The sequence below is a fragment of the Streptomyces sp. JJ36 genome (assembly GCF_021696945.1).
Taxonomy (GTDB): Bacteria; Actinomycetota; Actinomycetes; order Streptomycetales; family Streptomycetaceae; genus Streptomyces.
In genome coordinates this window covers 19,492-38,919 of sequence record NZ_JACYHE010000010.1, presented here as the reverse complement: position 1 = coordinate 38,919, position 19,428 = coordinate 19,492, and the positions used below count along the sequence as shown (strand labels likewise).

The following is a 19,428-nucleotide window of genomic DNA, read 5'->3' as shown; positions in this document are numbered from 1 at the left end:
TCCCTTATCGCGGACCGTTGACTGTCGTCACCAACACGTTACGCTCAACGGCATCCCGGCACGCCGGGAACCTCGCCTTCCGGTCCGCCGCAAGGGGGCACCGCCATGGAAACCGTCCCGTCCGCGCACGTCGACACCTTCGCCCGCGACCACCTGCCCCCGCGCGCCCAGTGGCCCGAGCTGCTCTTCGGCCTCCCGGAGCTGCGCTACCCGCCCCGGCTGAACTGCGGCGCCGAACTGCTGGACCGCACGATCGAACGCTACGGCACCGACCGGCCGGCCCTGCTGGCGGGCGACGGCGAGGTGTGGTCGTACGGGGAGCTGCGCCGCCGGGTCGACGCCCTGGCGCATGTGCTCACCGAGGACCTGGGCGTGGTCCCCGGCAACCGGGTGCTGCTGCGCGGGCCCACCGGTCCGTGGCTGGCGGCGTGCTGGCTGGCGGTGATGAAGGCGGGCGCGGTGGCGGTCACGGTGCTGGCCGCGCAGCGCAGCCACGAACTGCGCACCCTCTGCGAGATGGCCCGGGTGAGCCACGCCCTGTGCGCGGCGTCCGCACTGGAGGACCTGGTCAAGGCGGAGGCCCCCGGGCTGCGCATCACCCCGTACGGCGGCGAGGGGCCGGACGACCTGCTGCGGCTGGCGGAGCGGCACCCCGGACCGTACGGCGCGGTCGCGACGGCCGCCGACGACGTCGCGCTGATCGCCTTCACCTCCGGCACCACCGGGCGGCCCAAGGGCTGCATGCACTTCCACCGGGACGTGCTGGCCATCGCCGACACCTTCTCGGCGCAGGTGCTGCGGCCGCGGCCGGACGACCTGTTCGCCGGCAGCCCGCCGCTCGGCTTCACCTTCGGGCTCGGCGGACTGCTGGTGTTCCCGCTGCGTGCGGGCGCGGCGACGCTGCTGGAGCAGTGGAGCGGCCCGGACCAGTTGCTCAGCGCCGTGCGGCGGCACCGGGTGAGCGTGCTCTTCACCGCGCCGACGGCGTACCGGGCGATGCTCGCCGCCCTGGACGAGCAGGCGGCCGGAAGCGGCGGGACCGGCGGCACGGCCGGCGGGGGCGCGCCACCCGGCCTCTCCTCGCTGCGCCGCTGCGTCTCCGCCGGCGAGAACCTGCCGGAGGCCACCTGGCGGGCCTGGTACGAGCGGACCGGGCTGCGGCTCATCGACGGCATCGGCGCCACCGAGATGCTGCACATCTTCCTCTCCGCCGCCGACGCGGCGATACGTCCCGGCACCACCGGCCTGCCGGTGCCCGGCTTCGAGGCCCGGGTGGTCGAGGAGGACGGCAGCACCCCGGTGCCGGACGGGGAGCCCGGGCTGCTCGCCGTGCGCGGGCCGGTCGGCTGCCGCTACCTGGCGGACGAGCGGCAACGCACCTACGTCCGGTCGGGCTGGAACATCACCGGGGACACCTATGTGCGGGAGCCGGACGGCTACTTCCGCTATGTGGCCCGCGCCGACGACATGATCATCTCGTCGGGGTACAACATCGCCGGACCGGAGGTGGAGGCCGCGCTGCTGCGCCACCCCGACGTGCTGGAGGCCGCGGTGGTCGGCAGGCCGGACGAGCGGCGCGGGCAGGCCGTGGTCGCCCATGTGGTGCTCCGCCCGGGGGCGCCCCGCGGACCGGAGGCCGCGGAACTCCTGCGGGAGTTCACCAAGGCGGAGCTCTCCCCCTTCAAGTGCCCGCGGGAGATCGTCTTCTCGGACGCGCTGCCGCGCACCCCCACCGGCAAGCTCCAGCGGTTCCGGCTGCGGCAGTCCGATCTAGAGTGACCGGGTGGCCCAGCTTCCCTCCCCCGGTTCACTCATCGTCACCTTCTACGGCGCCTACGGCCGTACGCACGCCGAAGGCGGCACCGTGCCGGTCGCCGCACTGATCCGGCTGCTCGGTGCGCTCGGCGTGGACGCGCCCTCGGTGCGCTCCGCCGTCTCCCGGCTGAAGCGCCGCGGGCTGCTGGTCGCCGAGCGCGCCGGGAGCCGGTCGGCCGGCTACGCTCCCTCCGCCGCGGCCCGGCAGTTGCTGGAGGACGGCGACCGGCGCATCTACGACCGTCCCCACCCCGCGGGCGACTGGCTGCTCGCGGTCTTCTCGGTGCCCGAGCGGGAGCGGCAGCGCCGCCATGTTCTGCGTTCCCGGCTGGCCCGGCTGGGTTTCGGCAACGCCGCCCCGGGCGTCTGGGTCGCCCCCTCCCATCTGGAGGAGGAGACCCGGCACGTCCTCCAGCGGCTCGGGCTGACGGCGTACGTGGACCTCTTCCGCGGGGGCCACGCCGGTTTCGAGCCGACCGCCGAGGCGGTGGCCCGCTGGTGGGACCTGCCCGCCCTGGCCGAGCGGCACCGCGCCTTCCTCGCGGAGCACGAACCGGTGCTGCGGGCCTGGGAGCGGCGCCGCACCGAACCGCCCGAGCCGGCACCCGTGCCGCCGGAGGCACCACCCGTGCCGCCCGAGGCTGCTCCCGTGCCGCCCGAGGCACCACCCGTGCCGCCCGAGGCACCACCCGTGCCGCCCGAGGCGGCGTATCGGGACTATCTGCTCGCGCTGGACGCCTGGCGCCGCCTGCCCTACGCCGACCCCGGGCTGCCGCCGGCGGTGCTGCCCGCCGACTGGCCCGGTGAACGCTCGGCGCAGGTCTTCGCCGCCCTGGACGCCCTGCTCCGCGCGCCCGGCGCCGCCTTCGTCCGGGAGGTGCTGCACTCCGCGGGCCGGCCGGCCCGCACCCCGGACCGGCGCGGGAGCTGACGGACGCAGCTCCCGGCGGGCAGTGCGCCGGACCGGGCCGGGCGCCCCGGGCGTGCGTGATCAGCCGGGTGGCGTCTGCCGTGGCGCGCGCGCCGCGGCCGAGGCCAGCGCGCGGGCGAGTCCGGTGACCGTGCCGGCCGGGTCGACGACCTCGGAGTCCCCGGCACCCGGGGGGCGACGCCCACCCGGCCGCTGTCCGCGGAAGGCCCGCTGCCGTTCCACCGTCGGCCGAGCGCTGCGGGCGTTCGGCGCGCAGCGGACCGCCTTCTTCCGGCCCGACGGTGGCGGTACGTCAGAAAGCGCCCGGATGTACATCCGCCGCTCGCGGAGAGACATACCCGAAAAGACATGTGTCATACTGCACATGACTGCTCGTCATGCTCACTCTGCAGAGCGCCGTCCGGCACCCGGGGCGTGGCGAGAACCGGACGACTCACCCCTCATGAGGAGAACCCGACGTGGCTACCGACGACCCCGCACTGAACCGGCGCACCCTGCGGGAGGCGCTGCGCGAGGCCCGCGTCAAGGCCGGCATGACACAGCGCCAGGCGGCCGACGCCCTCGAATGGTCCCTGTCGAAAATCATCCGCATCGAAGCGGCGACGGTGAGCCTCTCGGTCACCGACCTCCGCGCCATGCTGCAGCTCTACGACGTCCAGGACCCGGAGACGGTGCGGGAACTGGAGCACGCGGCCCGCCACAGCAAGGGGAACAGCTGGTGGGCGGAGTTCAGCTCCTTCATCCGGCCCCAGTTCGCCCAGTTGCTGAGTTACGAGGGAGCTGCCTCCGAGATCCTGGCCTACCACCCGGTGCTCGTCTCCGGCTACGTGCAGACCTACGACTACGCGATGGCCCTGCTCTCCGCCCAGACAGACGAGGAACAGGCCCGGCGCAGCGCCGACCTGCGCATGAAGCGGTACGAACGCATTTTCGAGGCCGAGTCCGGCCCGGAGGTCCATCTGGTCGTCGACGAGGCGGCGCTGCTCCGGCAGATCGGCACCCCGGCCGTGATGCGGAACCAGTTGCGGCACCTCAAGGCCGTGGCGGCCAATCCCCGGGTCGACCTGCGGGTGCTGCCCCTGACGGCCGGGGCGCACTACAGCGTCCAGTACAGCTTCACCCTGCTGAGCTTCAGCGGCGGCGAGAACGACCTGCTCTACCAGGAGTCCGCCGTGGGCGCCCTCGCCAGCAGTGACGAGATCGAGCACGTCGCGACGTACCGGGAGTGCTTCGAGGACATCAGCGAGCGGTCGGCACAGGGCGACGAGGCGCTGGCGCTGATCGACCGGGCGCTGGAGCGGTTCACCGAGAGCTGACCCCTGGCGGTGCGGCCCACCGGACTGAGGAGCACAGATGCTGGACTGGCGAGAGTGGTGGCGGCGCACCCGCGCGTTGCTCCGTCCGCTGCCCCCGGCCGGGACGGGCGACGGCGCGGCGGCGGCCCTCGGCCACGACCTGGCAGCCGCGGAGGATGCCGAACTGGCTCAGCGGTTCGAGGAGCTGGGGACCAACCGCCACCGCCGGGAGAGCCGACGGCTGGAGGAGCTGAGCCGGCACGACCGGCGGCGGCTCTGGAACGTGGCCGGCGTGTTCTCCGTGGGCTGTCTGGTCGTCACCTTCTGCTTCATCGTGCTCTGCCTGGTGGTGACCCTCTGCGCCGTGCTGGTGATACGTGCCTCCGCCGGCCTGGAGATATCCATGCCCGGCTGGGTGCTGGCGGCCGGCAGCTACGCCCTCAACACCCTGCTCACCGCGGTGGCGGCGGCCTTCGGCCTGACCGTCACCGCGCTGGTCCGCAGGCGTTTCGGCCGCCCCCGCGAGGCCCGCACGCCGGACGGGGACGACGCCTGACCGCCGGTCAGCGATCCATGGTGGACCCGCGCCTCCGGAGCGGCACCAGGCTCCAGCCGAGGCCTGCTGCGAAGGACACCGCCACCATCACCACCAGCCAGGCCGCCCGCTTGTCCGACGCACCGGTAGCGAGCAGCGAGACGCTCGCGCCCGCGACCGTCGCCACGGCACCGGCCACCAGGCAGTACGCCAGGAACGCGCGAGACGACGCGGGACGCCGGGCACTGCGCCGCGTCCCTTCCCGGAGGGGGCCGGCTTCGCCGGAACCGGCAGGGTCCATGGGGCCCACCTCGATACGGTCAGATCGGGTCGTGCGCGTCAACGGGCAGCCCTGCCAGGGAGTCGAGACCGGCGAGAAAGGCGGACCAGGCCCCTGCGGAGAAGGCGAGGACGGGCCCGTTCCGGTCCTTGGAGTCGCGGACCGACGTGTTCCGCACGTCGCGTGCCACCTCGACACATCCCTTCGGGTCCTCGGAACGCGTACTCTTCCGCCAGCCGAATCCACTCACCACGCGACTTCCTCCCGACGAGATCCACGAACTCGCCCGGCCCCCTCGAGGACAGCCCGGCTGCACACTAATGCACATCTGCCCCATCCGCAGATGAACACGTGATCGGCCACTTCCGGCACCTGTGCCGTACACGCACAATCGGTTCATTGTTCACTGCACAGCGTGACAGCGGTTCCGGTCCGCCGGAAGCCCCCTTCCCGGCCTTCCCGTCACCGGAGGGGCACTCCGGGGCGTCCGTCCGGTGTGTGCCGACCGACAGGTGTCGCCCGGCCACACCCCGTACCGCACCTGGCAGATCGCGCCCGTCGGCCCGGTTTCCGGCCGCTCCGTCCGGCGTGGCGGGGCGTGCGGCGGCGGCCGGCGGTCCTCCGTCGCGTGGCGGCACGCCCCGGCGCGGAACGCGCCGCCGCACGCCGCCGACCTACGCTGGAGACATGACGGCACCCCGTTCCAGCCCCGGGGGCGCGGGCGCACCGCGTGGCTCGTACCCGCGGCGTCGCGTGCGCTACTTCGTGCTGATGGGTATCTGCCTGGTGCTCTTCGTGAGCGCCTGGGGCTTCGTGCGCTTCTGGTCGGTGCCGGCCGCGATCGCGATGTGCGTGGTGGCCATGGTGATCCCGCCGGCCGCCGTGATCGTCGGCAACCGGCGGGACGCGGAGGACCGCTGGTGGGACGAGGGCGGGCCCTGACGTCCCCGGGAGTTGTCCCGGCGGTGCGGAGGCGGTGTCCCCGGCGCACCCGGGGCCGGCCCGCTCAGAGGGTGAGGCGCGGCTTGGGCGCGTCGGTGCGGCCGGCCGGCGGTTTGCGGCTGCCCGCCCGGTACGGCAGCGGCCAGGGGGCGCCGGGCCCGGTGTACCCCTGGTCGGCGGCGGCGTGCAGGGTCCAGTGCGGGTCCCAGAGATGGGGCCGGGCCAGGGCGCAGAGGTCGGCGCGGCCGGCCAGCAGCAGGGAGTTGACGTCGTCCCAGGAGGAGATGGCGCCCACCGCGATGACCGGGATCCCGAGGCCGTTGCGGATCCGGTCGGCGTACGGGACCTGGTAGGAGCGGCCGTGGTCGGGCTGCTCCGTGGAGACCACCTGGCCGGTGGAGACGTCGATCGCGTCGGCGCCGTGCGCGGCGAAGGCCGCCGCCATGCCCAGCGCGTCCTCCGCCGAGGTGCCGCCCTCGGCCCAGTCGGTGGCGGAGATGCGGACCGTCAGCGGGCGGTCCTCCGGCCAGACGGCGCGCACCGCGTCCAGCACCTCCAGGGGGAAGCGGAGCCGCCCGTCGAGGTCGCCGCCGTAGGCGTCGGTGCGGTGGTTGGTCAGCGGGGAGAGGAAGCTGGAGAGCAGGTAGCCGTGGGCGCAGTGCAGCTCCAGCAGGTCGAAGCCGGCCCGGGCCGCGCGGCGCGCCGCGGCGGCGAACTGTTCGCGCAGCTCCGCCAGGTCCGCCTGCTCCAGGGCCCGGGGGGTCTGGCTGACGCCGTTCCGGTAGGGCAGCGGGGAGGGCCCGACGACGGGCCAGTTCCCCTCCGGGAGGGGGTCGTCGATGCCCTCCCACATCAGGCGGGTGGAGCCCTTGCGCCCGGAGTGGCCGAGCTGGACGCCGATCGCCGCGCCCGGCGCCTGGGCGTGCACGAAGTCGGTGACCCGGCGCCAGGCGGCCTCCTGCGCGTCGGACCAGAGCCCGGTGCAGCCGGGGGTGATGCGGCCCTCGGGCGAGACGCAGACCATCTCCGTCATGGTCAGGCCCGCGCCGCCGAGCGCCCGGGAGCCGAGGTGGACGAGGTGGAAGTCGCCGGGCAGGCCGTCCTGCGCGGAGTACATGTCCATCGCCGAGACCACGACGCGGTTCCGCAGCTCCAGCCCTCCCAGCCGGTACGGCGTGAACATGGGCGGGGTGCCCGCCGGCACGCCCTGCGCCCGCTCGACGGCGGCGACGAAGCCGGGGTCGCGCAGCCGCAGGTTGTCGTGGGTCACCCGGCGGCTGCGGGTGAGCAGGTTGAAGGCGAACTGGTGCGGCGGCTGGTCGACGTAGGCGGGCAGGTCCTCGAACCACTCCAGGCTGGCGCGGGCCGCCCGCTGGGTGGAGAGCACCACGGGGCGCCGCTCGGCCTCGTAGGCGGCGAGGGCGTCCGGCACCCCGGGGTGCTCCTCCAGGCAGGCGGCGAGGGCGAGCGCGTCCTCGACGGCCAGCTTGGTGCCGGAGCCGATGGAGAAGTGCGCGGTGTGCGCGGCGTCCCCGAGCAGCACGGTGTTCCCGTGCGACCAGGTCTCGTTGACCACGGTGCGGAAGGCGGTCCACTGGGAGTTGTTGCCGTGCAGCGGGCGGCCCCCGAGGGTCTCCGGGAAGAGCTTGGCGCAGTGGGCGGCGGAGGCCGCCTCGTCCATGCGGTCCAGGCCGGCCGCGCGCCAGACCTCCTCGCGCATCTCGACGACGGCGGTGGAGGCGTCCGGCGCGTACGGGTAGGCGTGGAGCTGGGCCACGCCGTGCTCCGTCTCCGCGATCTCGAAACGGAAGGCGTCCAGGGCGAAGGGGGCGGCCAGCCAGATGTAGCGGCAGCGGTGGGTGGTCAGCCGGGGCCGGAAGGCGTCGCGGTGGGCCTCGCGGGTGGTGCTGTGCACCCCGTCGGCGGCGACGACCAGGTCGTACGCCGCGGAGAGCGCGGCCGCCGGCGGGGCCTCGGTACGGAACCGCAGGTCGACGCCGAGGCTGCGGCAGCGGTCGTGCAGCACGCCGAGCAGCCGGCGGCGGCCGAGCGCGGCGAAGCCGTGCCCGCCGGAGACCAGGGTGGTGCCGCGGTGCACGATCTCGATGTCGTCCCAGCGCACGAACGCCTCTTGGAGCGCGACGAAGGCCTCCGGGTCGGCGTGCTCGATGCCGCCGAGGGTCTCGTCGGAGAGCACCACGCCGAAGCCGAAGGTGTTCTCCGGCGCGTTGCGTTCGAAGACGGTGACCTCGCGGGCGGGGCGCAGCCGCTTGAGGAGGGCGGCGGCGTAGAGCCCGCCGGGGCCGCCGCCGATGACCGCGATGCGCTGCGCCGGGCCCGCGCCGTCCGCGGCCATCTCAGCGCCCCTGCCACTTCGGGGGCCGCTTCTCGGTGAACGCGGCGTGGAACTCGGCGTAGTCCTCGCTGCTCATCAGCAGGGCCTGGGTGGCGGCGTCCATCTCGACGGCCGCGGAGAGCGGGAGGTCGAGCTCGGCGGTGAGCAGCGCCTTGGTCTGGGCGTGGGCGAGGGCGGGCCCGTCGGCGAGGCGGCGGGCGAGGGCCGCGGCGGCCTCCGTGGCGCCGCCGTCCTCCGCGGCCTGGCTGACCAGCCCGATGCGTTCGGCCTCCGGGAAGCGGACGGGCTCGCCGAGCATCAGGATGCGGGTGGCGTGGCCGAGGCCGACGACCCGCGGCAGCAGGTAGGCGGCGCCCATGTCGCCGCCGGAGAGCCCCACCTTGGTGAAGAGGAAGGCGAAGCGGGCGGTGGGGTCGGCCACCCGGAAGTCGGCGGCGAGCGCCAGCACCGCGCCGGCGCCGGCGGCGACCCCGTGCACGGCCGCCACCACGGGGAACGGCGCCTCCCGCAGGGCGCGGACGACCTGGCCGGTCATCCGGTTGAAGTCCAGGAGCTGCCCGGTGTCCATGCCGAGCGTGGCGCCGATGATCTCGTCCACGTCACCGCCGGAGCAGAAGCCGCGGCCCTCGCCGCCGAGCACCAGCGCCCGGGCCCGGCGCTCCCGGGAGAGCTCGGCGAGCAGGTCCCGCAGGTCCGCGTAGGCCTCGAAGGTGAGGGCGTTGAGCTTGTCGGGGCGGTCGAGGGTGACGGTGACGACGCCGTCCTCCTCGGTCACCCGGAGGTGCTCCCAGCGTCCGGTGGCGCGGGCGGAACCGGTGAAGGGGCTCATGACACGGGTCTCCTCCGGACGGCGAGTCGGGCGCAACCCCGAACGTATCACCCCTTCGTGACCGTCGTCACCGGTGCGCGATACGAGCGCGCCGTCCTCACTCCGCGAGAGTGGCGACGAGCAGCGCCTTGATGGTGTGCATCCGGTTCTCCGCCTCGTCGAAGACGACCGAGTGCTCCGACTCGAAGACCTCGTCGGTGACCTCCAGGGACTCCAGCCCGTGCCGGGCGTGCAGCTCCCGGGCCACCGCCGTGCCGAGGTCGTGGAAGGCGGGCAGGCAGTGCAGGAAGCGCACCTCGTCGTTGCCGGTGGCGCGCAGCACGTCCATGGTCACGGCGTACGGGCGCAGCAGGGCGATCCGCTCGTCCCAGACCTCCGGGGGCTCGCCCATGGAGACCCACACGTCGGTGGCGACGAAGTCGGTGCCGCGTACGCCCTCGCCGACGTCCTCGGTGAGGGTGATCCGGGCGCCGGTGGTCGCGGCGAGCTCGCGGGCCCGCGCCACCACCGCGTCCCGCGGCCACAGTTTGCCGGGGGCCGCGATCCGTACGTCCATGCCCAGCAGGGCGCCGGTGACCAGGTAGGAGTTGCCCATGTTGGAGCGGGCGTCGCCGAGGTAGGCGTAGGCGATGCGGTCCAGCGGCCGGGAGCAGTGCTCGGTCATGGTGAGCACGTCCGCGAGCATCTGGGTGGGATGCCAGTCGTCGGTCAGGCCGTTGTAGACCGGCACCCCGGCGTGGGCGGCCAGCTCCTCGGCCGTCTCCTGCGCCGCGCCGCGGAACTGGACGGCGTCGTAGAGCCGGCCCAGCACCCGGGCCGTGTCCCGGACCGACTCCTTGTGGCCCAGGTGTGAGCCGGACGGGTCGAGGCAGGTGGTGGCCGCCCCCTGGTGGGCGGCGGCCACCTCGAAGGCGCACCGGGTGCGGGTGGAGGCCTTCTCGAAGATCAGCGCGACGGTCCGGCCCTGGAGCCGCTGCCGTTCCGTGCCCGTGGCCCGCTCCGCCTTCAGGCGGGCGGCGAGGTCGAGCAGCCGGCGGAACTCCCCGGGGGTGAGGTCCAGCTCCTTCACCAGGGGGCGTCCCCTGAGGTCTGTGGACATGGCGGGCTCCTGAGTGCGGACACGGACGCGGACGACGAAGCTGACGCGAACGCCGGACCGGAAGTCTATACGATCCGGCGCATTCTTATACGGGCGCCACCCGGCACGGCCGCGGCACGCGTGCCCGGAAGGGCCCGGCGGCCGCCGGACGCCCCGTGCCGGCCCGGCGCCTCCACCGCACCCCGGACCGGCACGGGCCCGGGACCCGGACCCGGACCCGGACCCGGACCCCGCTACACGGCGTCGCGCTCCACCGGGCAGCTCATGCACCGCGGTCCGCCGCGTCCCCGGCCCAGCTCGCTGCCGGGGAGCTCCAGCACCTCGATGCCGCGCTTGCGGAGGAAGGTGTTGGTGGTCGCGTTCCGGTCGTAGGCGAGCACCACGCCGGGCTCGACGGCCAGCACGTTGCAGCCGTCGTCCCACTGCTCCCGCTCCGCCGAGTGCACGTCCTGGGTGGGCGTGAGCACCCGGATCGCGTCCAGCCCGAGCGCCGCCGCGATCGCCCGGTGCATGTGCTCCGGCGGGTGGTCGGTGACCTTCAGCTCGTGCGGCCCGCCGCCCGGCTCGATGGTGTACGAGCGGAGCATCCCCAGGCCCTCGTACTGCGTGAAGGTGTCGCCGTCGATCATCGTCATCACCGTGTCGAGGTGCATGAACGCCCGGCGCTTGGGCATGTCCAGCGCCACGATGGTGGTGGCCGAGCCGGCCTCGAACAGGTTCCGCGCCAGCAGCTCCACGGCCTGCGGGGTGGTGCGCTCGCTCATCCCGACCAGCACCGCGCCGTTCCCGATCACCAGGACGTCCCCGCCCTCGATGGTGGAGGGGTGGCCGGTGCCCCCGCCCTCGGACCAGAGGCGGAAGGTGTTGCCGGTGAAGAGCGGGTGGTGCCGGTAGATGGCCTCGAAGTGGACGGTCTCCCGGCGGCGGGCCGGCCACCGCATGTCGTTGATCGACACCCCGTCGTAGACCCAGGCGGAGGTGTCCCGGGTGAAGAGGTGGTTCGGCAGCGGCGCGAGCAGGAAGTCGTCCGGCTCCATCACATGGAAGCGGACCGAGGTGGGCTCCGCGGAGCGCTCCAGGAACTCCCGCTTGGTCATGCCCCCTATCAGCGCCTCGGCCAGCTCGGGCGTGGGCAGCGCGTCGAAGGCGGACCGCAGGTGGGCGGTGGCCAGCGGCCCGTACTCCCGCTCGTCGAAGACCCGGTCCAGCACCAGCGAGCGCGCGGCCGGCACGTCCAGGCTCTCGGTGAGCAGGTCCCCGAAGAGATGGACCTGCACCCCGCGGTCGCGGAGGGCGTCGGCGAAGGCGTCGTGCTCCTGCCGGGCGCGGCGCACCCAGAGGACGTCGTCGAACAGGAGATCGTCCTTGTTCGAGGGGGTGAGCCGCTTCAGCTCGAGATCGGGCCGGTGCAGGATGACGCGGCGGAGCCGCCCGGCCTCGGAGTCGACATGGAATCCCATGTCCCCATCCTGTCCGAGGAGGGCGGCCGCCGCGCGGCTCCCGGAACGATTTTTCCCGGCCGTTTCCCGGGGCGGGCCCCCGGCCTGACGCCCGGCCCTGCGACCCCGCCCCCGGCCGGCGCCCGCCGGGACGCAGCGCCGCTCACAGTCGCGGGTCGACGGGCTCGGACTCCAGCGCGAGCACCGCGAACACCGCCTCGTGCACCCGCCACAGCGGCTCGCCGTCCGCCAGCCGGTCCAGCGCCTCCAGCCCGAGGGCGTACTCCCGCAGGGCCAGCGACCGCTTGTGGCCGAGGTGCCGGTGGCGCAGCCGCGCCAGGTGCTCCGGGCGCAGGTACTCCGGCCCGTAGACGATGCGCAGGTACTCCGGGCCACGGCACTTGATCCCGGGCTGCACCGGCCGCCCGTCCTTCCCCCGCACGTACGCGGCCAGCGGCTTGACCACCATGCCCTCGCCACCCGCCGCGGTGAGCTCCCGCCACCACCGCACGCCGGCGGCCACGGAGGCGTCGTCCCCGGTGCCCACCCGCAGCCGGCGGGTCGGGGCCAGCAGCGCGGTGCCGTCGCCCAGCCGTTCCTCGGCCTCGATCATCCGGTCCACCAGGCCGAGCTGACGGTCGTGCGGCAGCGTGGCGAGGCTGCGCCCGGCGAGGGCGAGAAGCTGGAAGGGCGCCAGCCGCAGCCCTTCCGGCAGCCCGTCGCCCTGCTCCGCCACCCGCCGGCAGTACCGCCCGTAGGCCGTGGTGAACGCGGCCGCGTCGGCGGCCCGCTCCCGCTGCCGGCCGAGCAGCCCGGCCACGTCCACCCCGCGCGCGGCGGCGTCCTCCAGCGCGGCGAGCGCGGGCGGGAAGGCCGCGCCCGCAGCGGCGCCCACCGCGGCGTACTGCTCGCGCAGCAGCCCGCCGGCCTTCAGCGACCAGGGCAGCAGCTCGGCGTCGAGCAGCAGCCAGTCGGTCTCCAGCTCCTCCCAGAGCCCGGCGCCCGCCACGCAGGCGCCGATCCTGCGGAGCACCCGGGCGGTGAGCTCCGGATCCCCGAAGAAGGGGCGGCCGGTGCGGGTGCAGAGCGCACCCGGCACCTCGCCGTCCGCGCCGAACCGCTCGCGGGCCACCGCGGCGTCCCGGCAGACCAGGGCGACCGCGCGGGAGCCCATGTGCTTCTCCTCGCACAGCACCTCCCGTACACCGGCCGCCCGGTACTCGGCGAAGGCCTCCGCCGGGTGCTCCAGGTGGCCCTCCTCCCGCGAGGTGGCGCACGGCGCCATGGTGGGCGGCAGGTAGGGAAGCAGACCGGGGGCGACGGCGAACCGGCTCATCACCTCCAGGGCCGCGGCGGCGTTCTCCTCGCGTACGGTGATGCGCCCGGCGTGCCGGGTCTCCACCACGCGCCGCCCCCGCACGTCGGTCAGGGCCGGGGGCCGGTCGCCCGCCGGGGCGGGGGCCTCGGCGGCGAGGGGCCGCACCGGTTCGTACCAGACCCGCTCGGCCGGGGTGTCGACGAGTTCCCGCTCCGGCCAGCGCAGGGCGGTGAGCGCCCCGCCGAAGACGCATCCGGTGTCCAGGCAGAGGGTGTTGTTGAGCCACGCGGCCCGCGGTACGGGGGTGTGGCCGTAGACCACCGCGGCACGGCCGCGGTAGTCCTCCGCCCACGGGTACCGCACCGGCAGGCCGTACGCGTCGGTCTCGCCGGTGGTGTCGCCGTAGAGCGCGTGGGCGCGGACCCGGCCCGAGGTGCGGCCGTGGTACTTCTCGGGCAGCCCGGCGTGACTGACCACCAGCCGGCCGCCGTCCAGGACGTAGTGACTGACCAGGCCGTCCAGGAACTCCCGCACCCGCTCGGTGAAGCCGGGGTCCGCGGCCTCGGCACGCTCCAGCTGCTCCAGCGTCTCCGCCAGACCGTGGCTGCGGGTCACCTTGCGGCCGCGCAGGCAGCGGGCCAGCTTGTGTTCGTGGTTGCCCGGCACGCACAGCGCCGTGCCCGCCACGACCATGCCCCGCACCAGGCGCAGTACCCCCGGGCTGTCCGGGCCACGGTCGACGAGGTCCCCGACGAACACCGCCGTACGGCCCTCCGGGTGCCGTGCGCCGCACGGGCGCCCCGCGGCGTCCCGCTCCAGGACATAGCCGAGCCGGCCGGTGAGCAGGGTCTCCAGCTCGCTGCGGCACCCGTGCACGTCACCGATCAGGTCGAACGGGCCGGTGAGGTGCCGCAGGTCGTTCCAGCGGCGCTCGCGCTCGACCCGGGCGACCCGGTCGGCCTCCTCCGCACCGCGCAGCACGTGCACCCGGCGGAAGCCCTCCCGCTCCAGGCCGCGCAGCGAACGCCGCAGCTCCCGGTGCTGACGGGCCAGGACGTGCGGGGGCAGCCCGGCACGGTCGGGGCGGCCGGCGTTCCGCTCGGCGCAGACCCGCTCCGGCACGTCGAGCACCACGGCGACCGGCAGCACGTCGTGCGCACGGGCGAGGGCGACGAGCTGCCGGCGCGCCTCCCGCTGCACGTTGGTGGCGTCGACCACGGTGAGCCGCCCCGCGGCGAGGCGCTTGCCCGCGATGTGGTGCAGCAGCTCGAACGCGTCGGGGGTGGCGCTCTGGTCGTTCTCGTCGTCGGCGACCAGCCCGCGGCAGACGTCCGAGGAGAGGACCTCGGTGGGCCGGAAGTGGCGCCGCGCGAAGGTGGACTTCCCGGAGCCGGTGGTGCCGATCAGCACCACCAGGCAGAGATCGGGCAGGGCGAGCGTACGGTCCGTCATACGGGGGCCTCCCGGGGCGCGGGGGTGGGCGATGCAGCGGCCTCCCGGGCCTTCGGGGACGCCGTGAACACCGCGAGCTGGGTGGGCGGACCGACCTCGGGATCGTCCGGCCCGACGGGCCGCAGCTCGACGGCGTATCCGTGCCGCCGCGCGACCCGCCCAGCCCACGCCCGGAACTCCGTGCGGGTCCACTCGAACCGGTGGTCGGCGTGGCGCAGGCGGCCGGCGGGCAGGGTCTCCCAGCGCACGTTGTACTCGGCGTTGGGGGTGGTGACGACGACGGTGCCCGGCCGGGCGGCGGCGAAGACGGCGTGCTCCAGCGCGGGCAGCCGGGGCGCGTCCACATGCTCCACGACCTCGCTGAGCACCGCCGCGTCATGGCCCGTCAGCCGGGTGTCGGTGTAGACCAGCGAGCCGTGGAGCAGGGTGATCCGGGCTGCCTGCCGCTCGCTCATCCGGTCCGTCCGGAGCCGGCGCCGGGCCGCCTGCAGGGCGCGCACCGAGACGTCCAGCCCGGTGATCCGGGTGAAGCGCCCGTCGCCGAGCAGCTCCGCGAGCAGCCGGCCCTCGCCGCAGCCCAGGTCCAGCACCTGTTCGGCGCCGGCCTCCCGCAGCGCCGCCAGCACGGCTGTGCGCCGCTGCTCGGCCAGCGACGGACCGGTCGGCGGGGCCGCATGGCCGGGGCGGTGCGCGCGGTCCGCGGTCCGGTCACGTACGGGAGGGACGCCCGGGGCCCCCGCGCCGTCGTGTCCGTGCCCGGCCGACGGCCCCTCGTGCGCCCGGGCAGGACCGGCCGGGGCTTCGGCGCCCGCCGGGAGGCCCGGGTGCGCCACGTCCGCCTCCCTGGCCGCCGGCACCGTCGGCTCCCCGGCCTCCGCCGGAGACGGCGGCCGACCGGGCCCGCCCCCGGCGGAGGCGCCGGGGGCCTGCACCACCCGGGCACCCGCCGTGCCGGTGTGCTCCTCCGCGGAGCCGGGTTGCTCGTCGGGCACCGCGTTGTCGAGCTCCTCCACCGGCGCGTCGTCGGACGTGGCGAGCCGGGCGAGCTCCAGCCGCTCCAGCACCTGCCGGGTGAGCGTGGCGCGGCGGGCCAGGTAACGGCCCGCGATCAGGTCCTGCTCGGGGTGGTGCTCCAGCCAGCCCTCGCCGGCCCGCAGCAGCTTGTCCGCCTCGTCCGCGGTCACCCAGTAGTGCTTCGCGCCGTCCAGGACCGGCAGCAGGACGTAGAGCTGCCGCAGCGCGGCGGAGACCCGCTGCTCGCCCTCCAGCACCAGCCGCACGTACCGGGAGTCCCCCCACTCGGGGAAACGGGCGTCGAGCGGCACCGGCTCGGCGTCGACCGCCCAGCCCAGCGGCTCGAAGAGCCGCCGTACGAGCGCCGGACCGCCCCGTGCGGGCAGCGCCGGCACCTCCGCCCGGAGCGGCAGGATCCGCTCCGGCAGCTCGGGACGCTGCCGGCACTTCCCGGCGAGCGCACTGCGGAAGACCGCGCCGAGGGCCACCGCCAGCAGCGAGGAGGCGGCGTACGGACGGTCGTTGACGTACTGGGCGAGCGCGGAGTCCGGGGCGCGGCCGCGGCCGCGGCGTACCAGGGCCACGGGGTCCACCTCGAGCAGCAGCGCGGCGGTGCAGCGTGCGGCGTCCGCGCGCGGGTAGAAGACGTGCGCGGTGCCGGCGGAGGTGGAGAACGGCTGCGCGCGGTCGGGGTGCTTGTGCAGCAGGTACCCCAGGTCGGTGGCAGGTGCGCCGGGGGTGCCGGCGGCCGAGAGCGACAGGAACACAGGCGCGAGTATCGCCCGCGGCGCGCCGCGGCCCCTAACGCTTTTCCAGCGCCCGGGCCAGTTCCGCGATCGCGTCCGGGCCCACCCGGCAGCAGCCGCCGAGCAGCCGGGCGCCGAGGGCGGTCCAGCCGGCCACCCGCGCCGGGTCCCAGGTGCCGCTGCCCCGCCACCGGTGGGCGGCCGCGTCCCAGTCCTCGCCGCTGTTGGGGTAGGCGACGACGTGCTTGCCGGTGGTCTCCGCGGCGACCGGGACGGCGCGTTCGGCGTCCGCGGCCGTGCAGCAGTTGACGCCCGTCGCGACCACCTCGTCCCGCCCGGCCGCCACCGCGAAGGCCGCGGCGAGGGGCTGGCCGGCCCGGGTGCGGTCCCCGGCGACGGTGTAGCTGAGCCAGACCGGCAGCCCGCAGCCGGCGGCCGCGTCGAGCAGGGCCTCGGCCTCGTCGGCGTCCGGCACCGTCTCCAGCGCCAGCACGTCGGGCCCGGCCTCGGCCAGCGCCTCGATCCGCGGGCGGTGAAAGCGCGTCAGCTCCCGTACGGTCAGCCCGTACCGGCCGCGGTACTCGCCGCCGTCGGCGCGCACCGCTCCGTACGGGCCGACCGACGCGGCCACCAGCACCGGCCGCCCCTCAGCGGCCTTCCGGGCCAGGTGCACGCTGCGCCGGAAGAGCGCGGCCGCGGCGGTGCGGTCCAGGCCGCGGCGGGCGAAGCCCTCGAAGGACGCCTGGTAGCTCGCGGTGAGGAGCACCCGGGCCCCGGCCCGTGCGTACGCCCGGTGTGCGGCGGTGAGCTGCTCCGGGTCGTCGGCGAGCAGCCGGGCGGACCACAGCGCGTCGCCGAGGTCGCAGCCCTGGGCCTCGAGCTGGTTGGACAGCCCGCCGTCGAGGACCACCGGGCCGCGGGCGAGGGCCGCGGCGAGCGGGGACGCCGGGGAGAGCCGGTGCGGGGTGCCGGTACGCCGTTCCACGACCTCCATCCTGCCCTGCGGGGCGCCGGCCCGGCGCCCGGCCCCGTCACACCGCGGGGCCGCGTTCGGGGAGCGCCATCCCGCGCAGCACGCCCGCGACCCGGTCGCCGGCCTCGTCCACCGCGTCGATGGCCTCGATGCACTGCCAGTAGAGCCCCTCCTCCTCGGCGGCCACGGCCACCCCGACCAGCGCCACGCCGGTCTCGCCGAGCAGCCGGGAGAGCGCCACCAGGGTGCAGCGGGCGTCCCGGATCAGGCTGAGCCGGGACGCCCGGAGCCCGCCCGGGACGGCCTGCCACTCGTGGTGGTAGGGCCGGGAGCCGCGCCGCCCCGCCTCCCGCAGGCTCAGCGCCTCGGGGCGCACGGCGGGCGGCCCGTCCGTGGCGAGCAGGGTGCCGACGGCCTCGACGAGGGCCTGCGCCTGCCACGCCTCCGCGATGACCGCCCGCACCGTGCGGCTGCGGGCCACGGCCCGCCGCGTGGCGTCGATCAGAAGAACTGCTTCCATCGGTCGTCCCCCTCCACTGGCGATTACTCAGCGTGACCACCCGGGGTCGCGATCGCCAGAGGGTTTGGATATTCGGGACATTTGGGCGGCGCTGAGCAACTCCGTCACTCCATAGAGTGACCGTTTCCGTGCACCGGGAAACGTTTCTCGTTCCTCTCGATCTTCGCTTCCAGCGCATCCAGCGCGTCGATCTCCAGCACCTCGCAGAACTGCAGGAGATAGGCCAGCACATCGGCCACCTCGTCGCGCACCCGGTCCGCCGCGTCCGGAGCGGTCATCACCCGCAGCGACTCCTCCGGGGTGAGCCACTGGAAGATCTCCACCAGCTCTCCCGCCTCCACGCTCAGCGCCGCGGCCAGGTTCTTCGGCGTGTGGTAGCGGCCCCACTGCCGGGCCTCGGCGAACTCGGCCAGCCGGCGCTGCAGTTGCTCCAGCGTACGGGCGGACGAGCCGGGGGGCCGGCCGGCGGGCCGGGAGGACGCGGAGTCAGGGGATTCGCTCACCCCCCAGGTCTACCAGGCGGCCGCCGGGCACCTCGGCGACGCCCTGGGCCGCGCCCAGCAGCCGCACGTGGCCCCGCTCGCACATCCGCGCCGCGAGCGCCAGCAGTTCCTGCGTCTGCCGCCGGTCCATGCCCCGGTCCAGCCCGTCGGCCAGGACCGTCAGCGCCTGCCGGGCCGGCAGCACCTCCCGGACCGGGTCCACGGCCAGCACCCCGGGGCCGGTGAGCAGCACCAGGGCCAGGGCCAGGTAACGGAGCTCGCCGTCGCCCAGCCACTCCACCGGCATGTCCGCCCGCCCCGCGCCGCGCTCGAGCACCGCGGTCACCCGGGCCCGCTCGCCCGGGGTGGTGGACAGCCCCGCCACGGGACCGGCACAGCCCGCCCGCACCGCCTCCACCAGCGCCGCGTGCCGGGTGCCGCACTCGGCCCGGGTACGCCGCAGCACCGCGGCCAGGTTCTCGCAGCCGCGGCGCAGCAGGCCGTCCGCCAGGTCCGCCGGGGCGCGCATCGCCTCCGGCCGGGGATCGCAGGCGAACGCCGCGCGCAACGCGATCACCACCTGTTCGGCGGCGGCCAGCACCTCGCGCTGGCCGTCGGTGACGCCCGCGACGCGCAGCGGCAGCAGGGCCGTCGCCAGCCGGTCGTCCGGCAGCGGCGCCCGGGTCACCCGGGCCGTGCCCGCGGTGTGCCACTCGGCGTGCACCTGCCGCCGGCCGGGGTCGCGCAGTGCGGTGGAGAGGAGCGTGCGCCCGTCGGCCGCGGTCAGCCGCTCCCCCGCGACACGCAGCTCCGGCTCGGCCTGCACCGCCACGTCGCAGCGCACCGGCCCGGCCGGGCCGTCCACGGTGCAGCCCAGCCGGAAGCCGCGGCGGCCCTGCCGGTCGGGGCGCGCGTCCCGCGGGACACAGCCGGCGGGGCCGCCCCGCACCTCGCCGAAGACCTGCCCGAGCTCCTCGCCGCCGGCCAGCCGGGCGAGCGCGGCGTACGCCTCCAGCACCGCCGACTTGCCGCTGCCGCTGGGCCCGGCCAGCACGGTGAGCGGTGCCAGGGGCAGCGCCAGGCCACGGTGGGACCGGAAGGCCGAGAGCCGCAGTTCGGTGACGGCGGCCGCGGAAATCGGGGGCATGTCCGGACCGTACGCAGCGGCCGCGCTGGCGAACCGTTCCGGCAGCCCGGGCTTCCTCCGATCGGGCGAAGTCGGGGCGGGACGTGCGGCGGAGGGTCACCGGTGCGGGCGGCGGACGGCAGGGTGCCAGGACGCCGGCGGGACCGCCGGCGACGCCGGAACGTCACCGGTGAGGTCCGGAGCACACCGGGGAAACCCGGGACGGCGAGCCACGCCCGATCCGGCCGGCGGCCGCCCGCCGGAGAGCCCCGGAAG

The 19,428-nt window shown here is 75.5% G+C and carries 17 protein-coding genes; 5 read left to right on the top strand and 12 right to left on the bottom strand.

Translation table 11 applies throughout. The features are described 5' to 3' along the window. Positions 1 to 105: 105 nt before the first annotated feature. The 4 genes from HOY81_RS06310 to HOY81_RS06295 all read left to right on the top strand — a co-directional run bounded on the left by HOY81_RS06310 (position 106) and on the right by HOY81_RS06295 (position 4,597). Positions 106 to 1,779 (top strand): AMP-binding protein, encoded by a 1,674-nt coding sequence (locus tag HOY81_RS06310; RefSeq protein ID WP_237319099.1) that lies wholly within the window; start codon positions 106 to 108, stop codon positions 1,777 to 1,779. A 4-nt stretch (positions 1,780 to 1,783) separates the two neighbouring features. Continuing rightward, the gene (locus tag HOY81_RS06305; RefSeq protein ID WP_237319096.1) at positions 1,784 to 2,746 is read left to right on the top strand and encodes a PaaX family transcriptional regulator C-terminal domain-containing protein; all 963 of its coding nucleotides are present in this window, start codon (positions 1,784 to 1,786) and stop codon (positions 2,744 to 2,746) included. 458 nt (positions 2,747 to 3,204) lie between these two features. Next, positions 3,205 to 4,062 carry a helix-turn-helix transcriptional regulator gene (locus tag HOY81_RS06300; protein WP_237319094.1) on the top strand — a complete coding sequence of 286 codons (858 nt, stop codon included), beginning with the start codon at positions 3,205 to 3,207 and terminating at the stop codon, positions 4,060 to 4,062. A 37-nt stretch (positions 4,063 to 4,099) separates the two neighbouring features. Next, positions 4,100 to 4,597: a hypothetical protein gene (locus HOY81_RS06295; RefSeq protein ID WP_237319092.1), complete on the top strand. Its 498-nt coding sequence runs from the start codon at positions 4,100 to 4,102 to the stop codon at positions 4,595 to 4,597. A gap of 7 nt (positions 4,598 to 4,604) precedes the next feature. Here the strand turns inward: HOY81_RS06295 and HOY81_RS06290 are convergent, their stop codons facing one another. Together HOY81_RS06290 and HOY81_RS06285 are read right to left on the bottom strand one after the other, a co-directional pair. Then, on the bottom strand, positions 4,605 to 4,877 hold the full coding sequence (locus HOY81_RS06290; RefSeq protein ID WP_237319091.1) for a hypothetical protein: 273 nt from the start codon (positions 4,875 to 4,877) through the stop codon (positions 4,605 to 4,607). 19 nt (positions 4,878 to 4,896) lie between these two features. Next, positions 4,897 to 5,109, bottom strand: coding sequence for a DUF397 domain-containing protein (locus tag HOY81_RS06285; protein WP_237319089.1), 213 nt, complete (start codon positions 5,107 to 5,109; stop codon positions 4,897 to 4,899). 434 nt (positions 5,110 to 5,543) lie between these two features. On the opposite strand from HOY81_RS06285, the gene HOY81_RS06280 reads away from it, so the two are divergent. After that, positions 5,544 to 5,798, top strand: a complete 255-nt coding sequence (locus HOY81_RS06280; protein WP_237319087.1) for a DUF3099 domain-containing protein — start codon at positions 5,544 to 5,546, stop codon at positions 5,796 to 5,798. 64 nt (positions 5,799 to 5,862) lie between these two features. Here the strand turns inward: HOY81_RS06280 and HOY81_RS06275 are convergent, their stop codons facing one another. From HOY81_RS06275 to HOY81_RS06230, 10 genes are all read right to left on the bottom strand, one after another. Continuing rightward, positions 5,863 to 8,154 (bottom strand): bifunctional salicylyl-CoA 5-hydroxylase/oxidoreductase, encoded by a 2,292-nt coding sequence (locus HOY81_RS06275; protein ID WP_237319086.1) that lies wholly within the window; start codon positions 8,152 to 8,154, stop codon positions 5,863 to 5,865. A 1-nt stretch (position 8,155) separates the two neighbouring features. Next, on the bottom strand, positions 8,156 to 8,983 hold the full coding sequence (locus HOY81_RS06270) for an enoyl-CoA hydratase family protein (RefSeq protein WP_237319083.1): 828 nt from the start codon (positions 8,981 to 8,983) through the stop codon (positions 8,156 to 8,158). A gap of 97 nt (positions 8,984 to 9,080) precedes the next feature. Continuing rightward, positions 9,081 to 10,082, bottom strand: a complete 1,002-nt coding sequence (gene argF / locus HOY81_RS06265; RefSeq protein WP_237319082.1) for an ornithine carbamoyltransferase — start codon at positions 10,080 to 10,082, stop codon at positions 9,081 to 9,083. Between the two features lie 233 nt (positions 10,083 to 10,315). Then, on the bottom strand, positions 10,316 to 11,542 hold the full coding sequence (locus tag HOY81_RS06260; RefSeq protein WP_237319080.1) for an arginine deiminase: 1,227 nt from the start codon (positions 11,540 to 11,542) through the stop codon (positions 10,316 to 10,318). 142 nt (positions 11,543 to 11,684) lie between these two features. Next, positions 11,685 to 14,291, bottom strand: coding sequence for a polynucleotide kinase-phosphatase (locus HOY81_RS06255; protein ID WP_237319077.1), 2,607 nt, complete (start codon positions 14,289 to 14,291; stop codon positions 11,685 to 11,687). After that, positions 14,288 to 16,072 (bottom strand): 3' terminal RNA ribose 2'-O-methyltransferase Hen1, encoded by a 1,785-nt coding sequence (locus tag HOY81_RS06250; RefSeq protein ID WP_237319074.1) that lies wholly within the window; start codon positions 16,070 to 16,072, stop codon positions 14,288 to 14,290. The genes HOY81_RS06255 and HOY81_RS06250 overlap by 4 nt, the downstream gene beginning before the upstream one ends. 34 nt (positions 16,073 to 16,106) lie before the next feature. After that, positions 16,107 to 17,036 carry a homocysteine S-methyltransferase gene (mmuM, locus tag HOY81_RS06245; RefSeq protein WP_237319072.1) on the bottom strand — a complete coding sequence of 310 codons (930 nt, stop codon included), beginning with the start codon at positions 17,034 to 17,036 and terminating at the stop codon, positions 16,107 to 16,109. 46 nt (positions 17,037 to 17,082) lie between these two features. Then, positions 17,083 to 17,544, bottom strand: coding sequence for a DUF6099 family protein (locus HOY81_RS06240; protein WP_237319070.1), 462 nt, complete (start codon positions 17,542 to 17,544; stop codon positions 17,083 to 17,085). Between the two features lie 104 nt (positions 17,545 to 17,648). Further along, complete coding sequence (locus tag HOY81_RS06235) at positions 17,649 to 17,978, bottom strand: nucleotide pyrophosphohydrolase (protein ID WP_237319204.1); 330 nt, start codon at positions 17,976 to 17,978, stop codon at positions 17,649 to 17,651. Between the two features lie 52 nt (positions 17,979 to 18,030). Beyond that, the gene (locus tag HOY81_RS06230) at positions 18,031 to 19,173 is read right to left on the bottom strand and encodes an AAA family ATPase (RefSeq protein WP_237319068.1); all 1,143 of its coding nucleotides are present in this window, start codon (positions 19,171 to 19,173) and stop codon (positions 18,031 to 18,033) included. Positions 19,174 to 19,428: the final 255 nt, after the last annotated feature.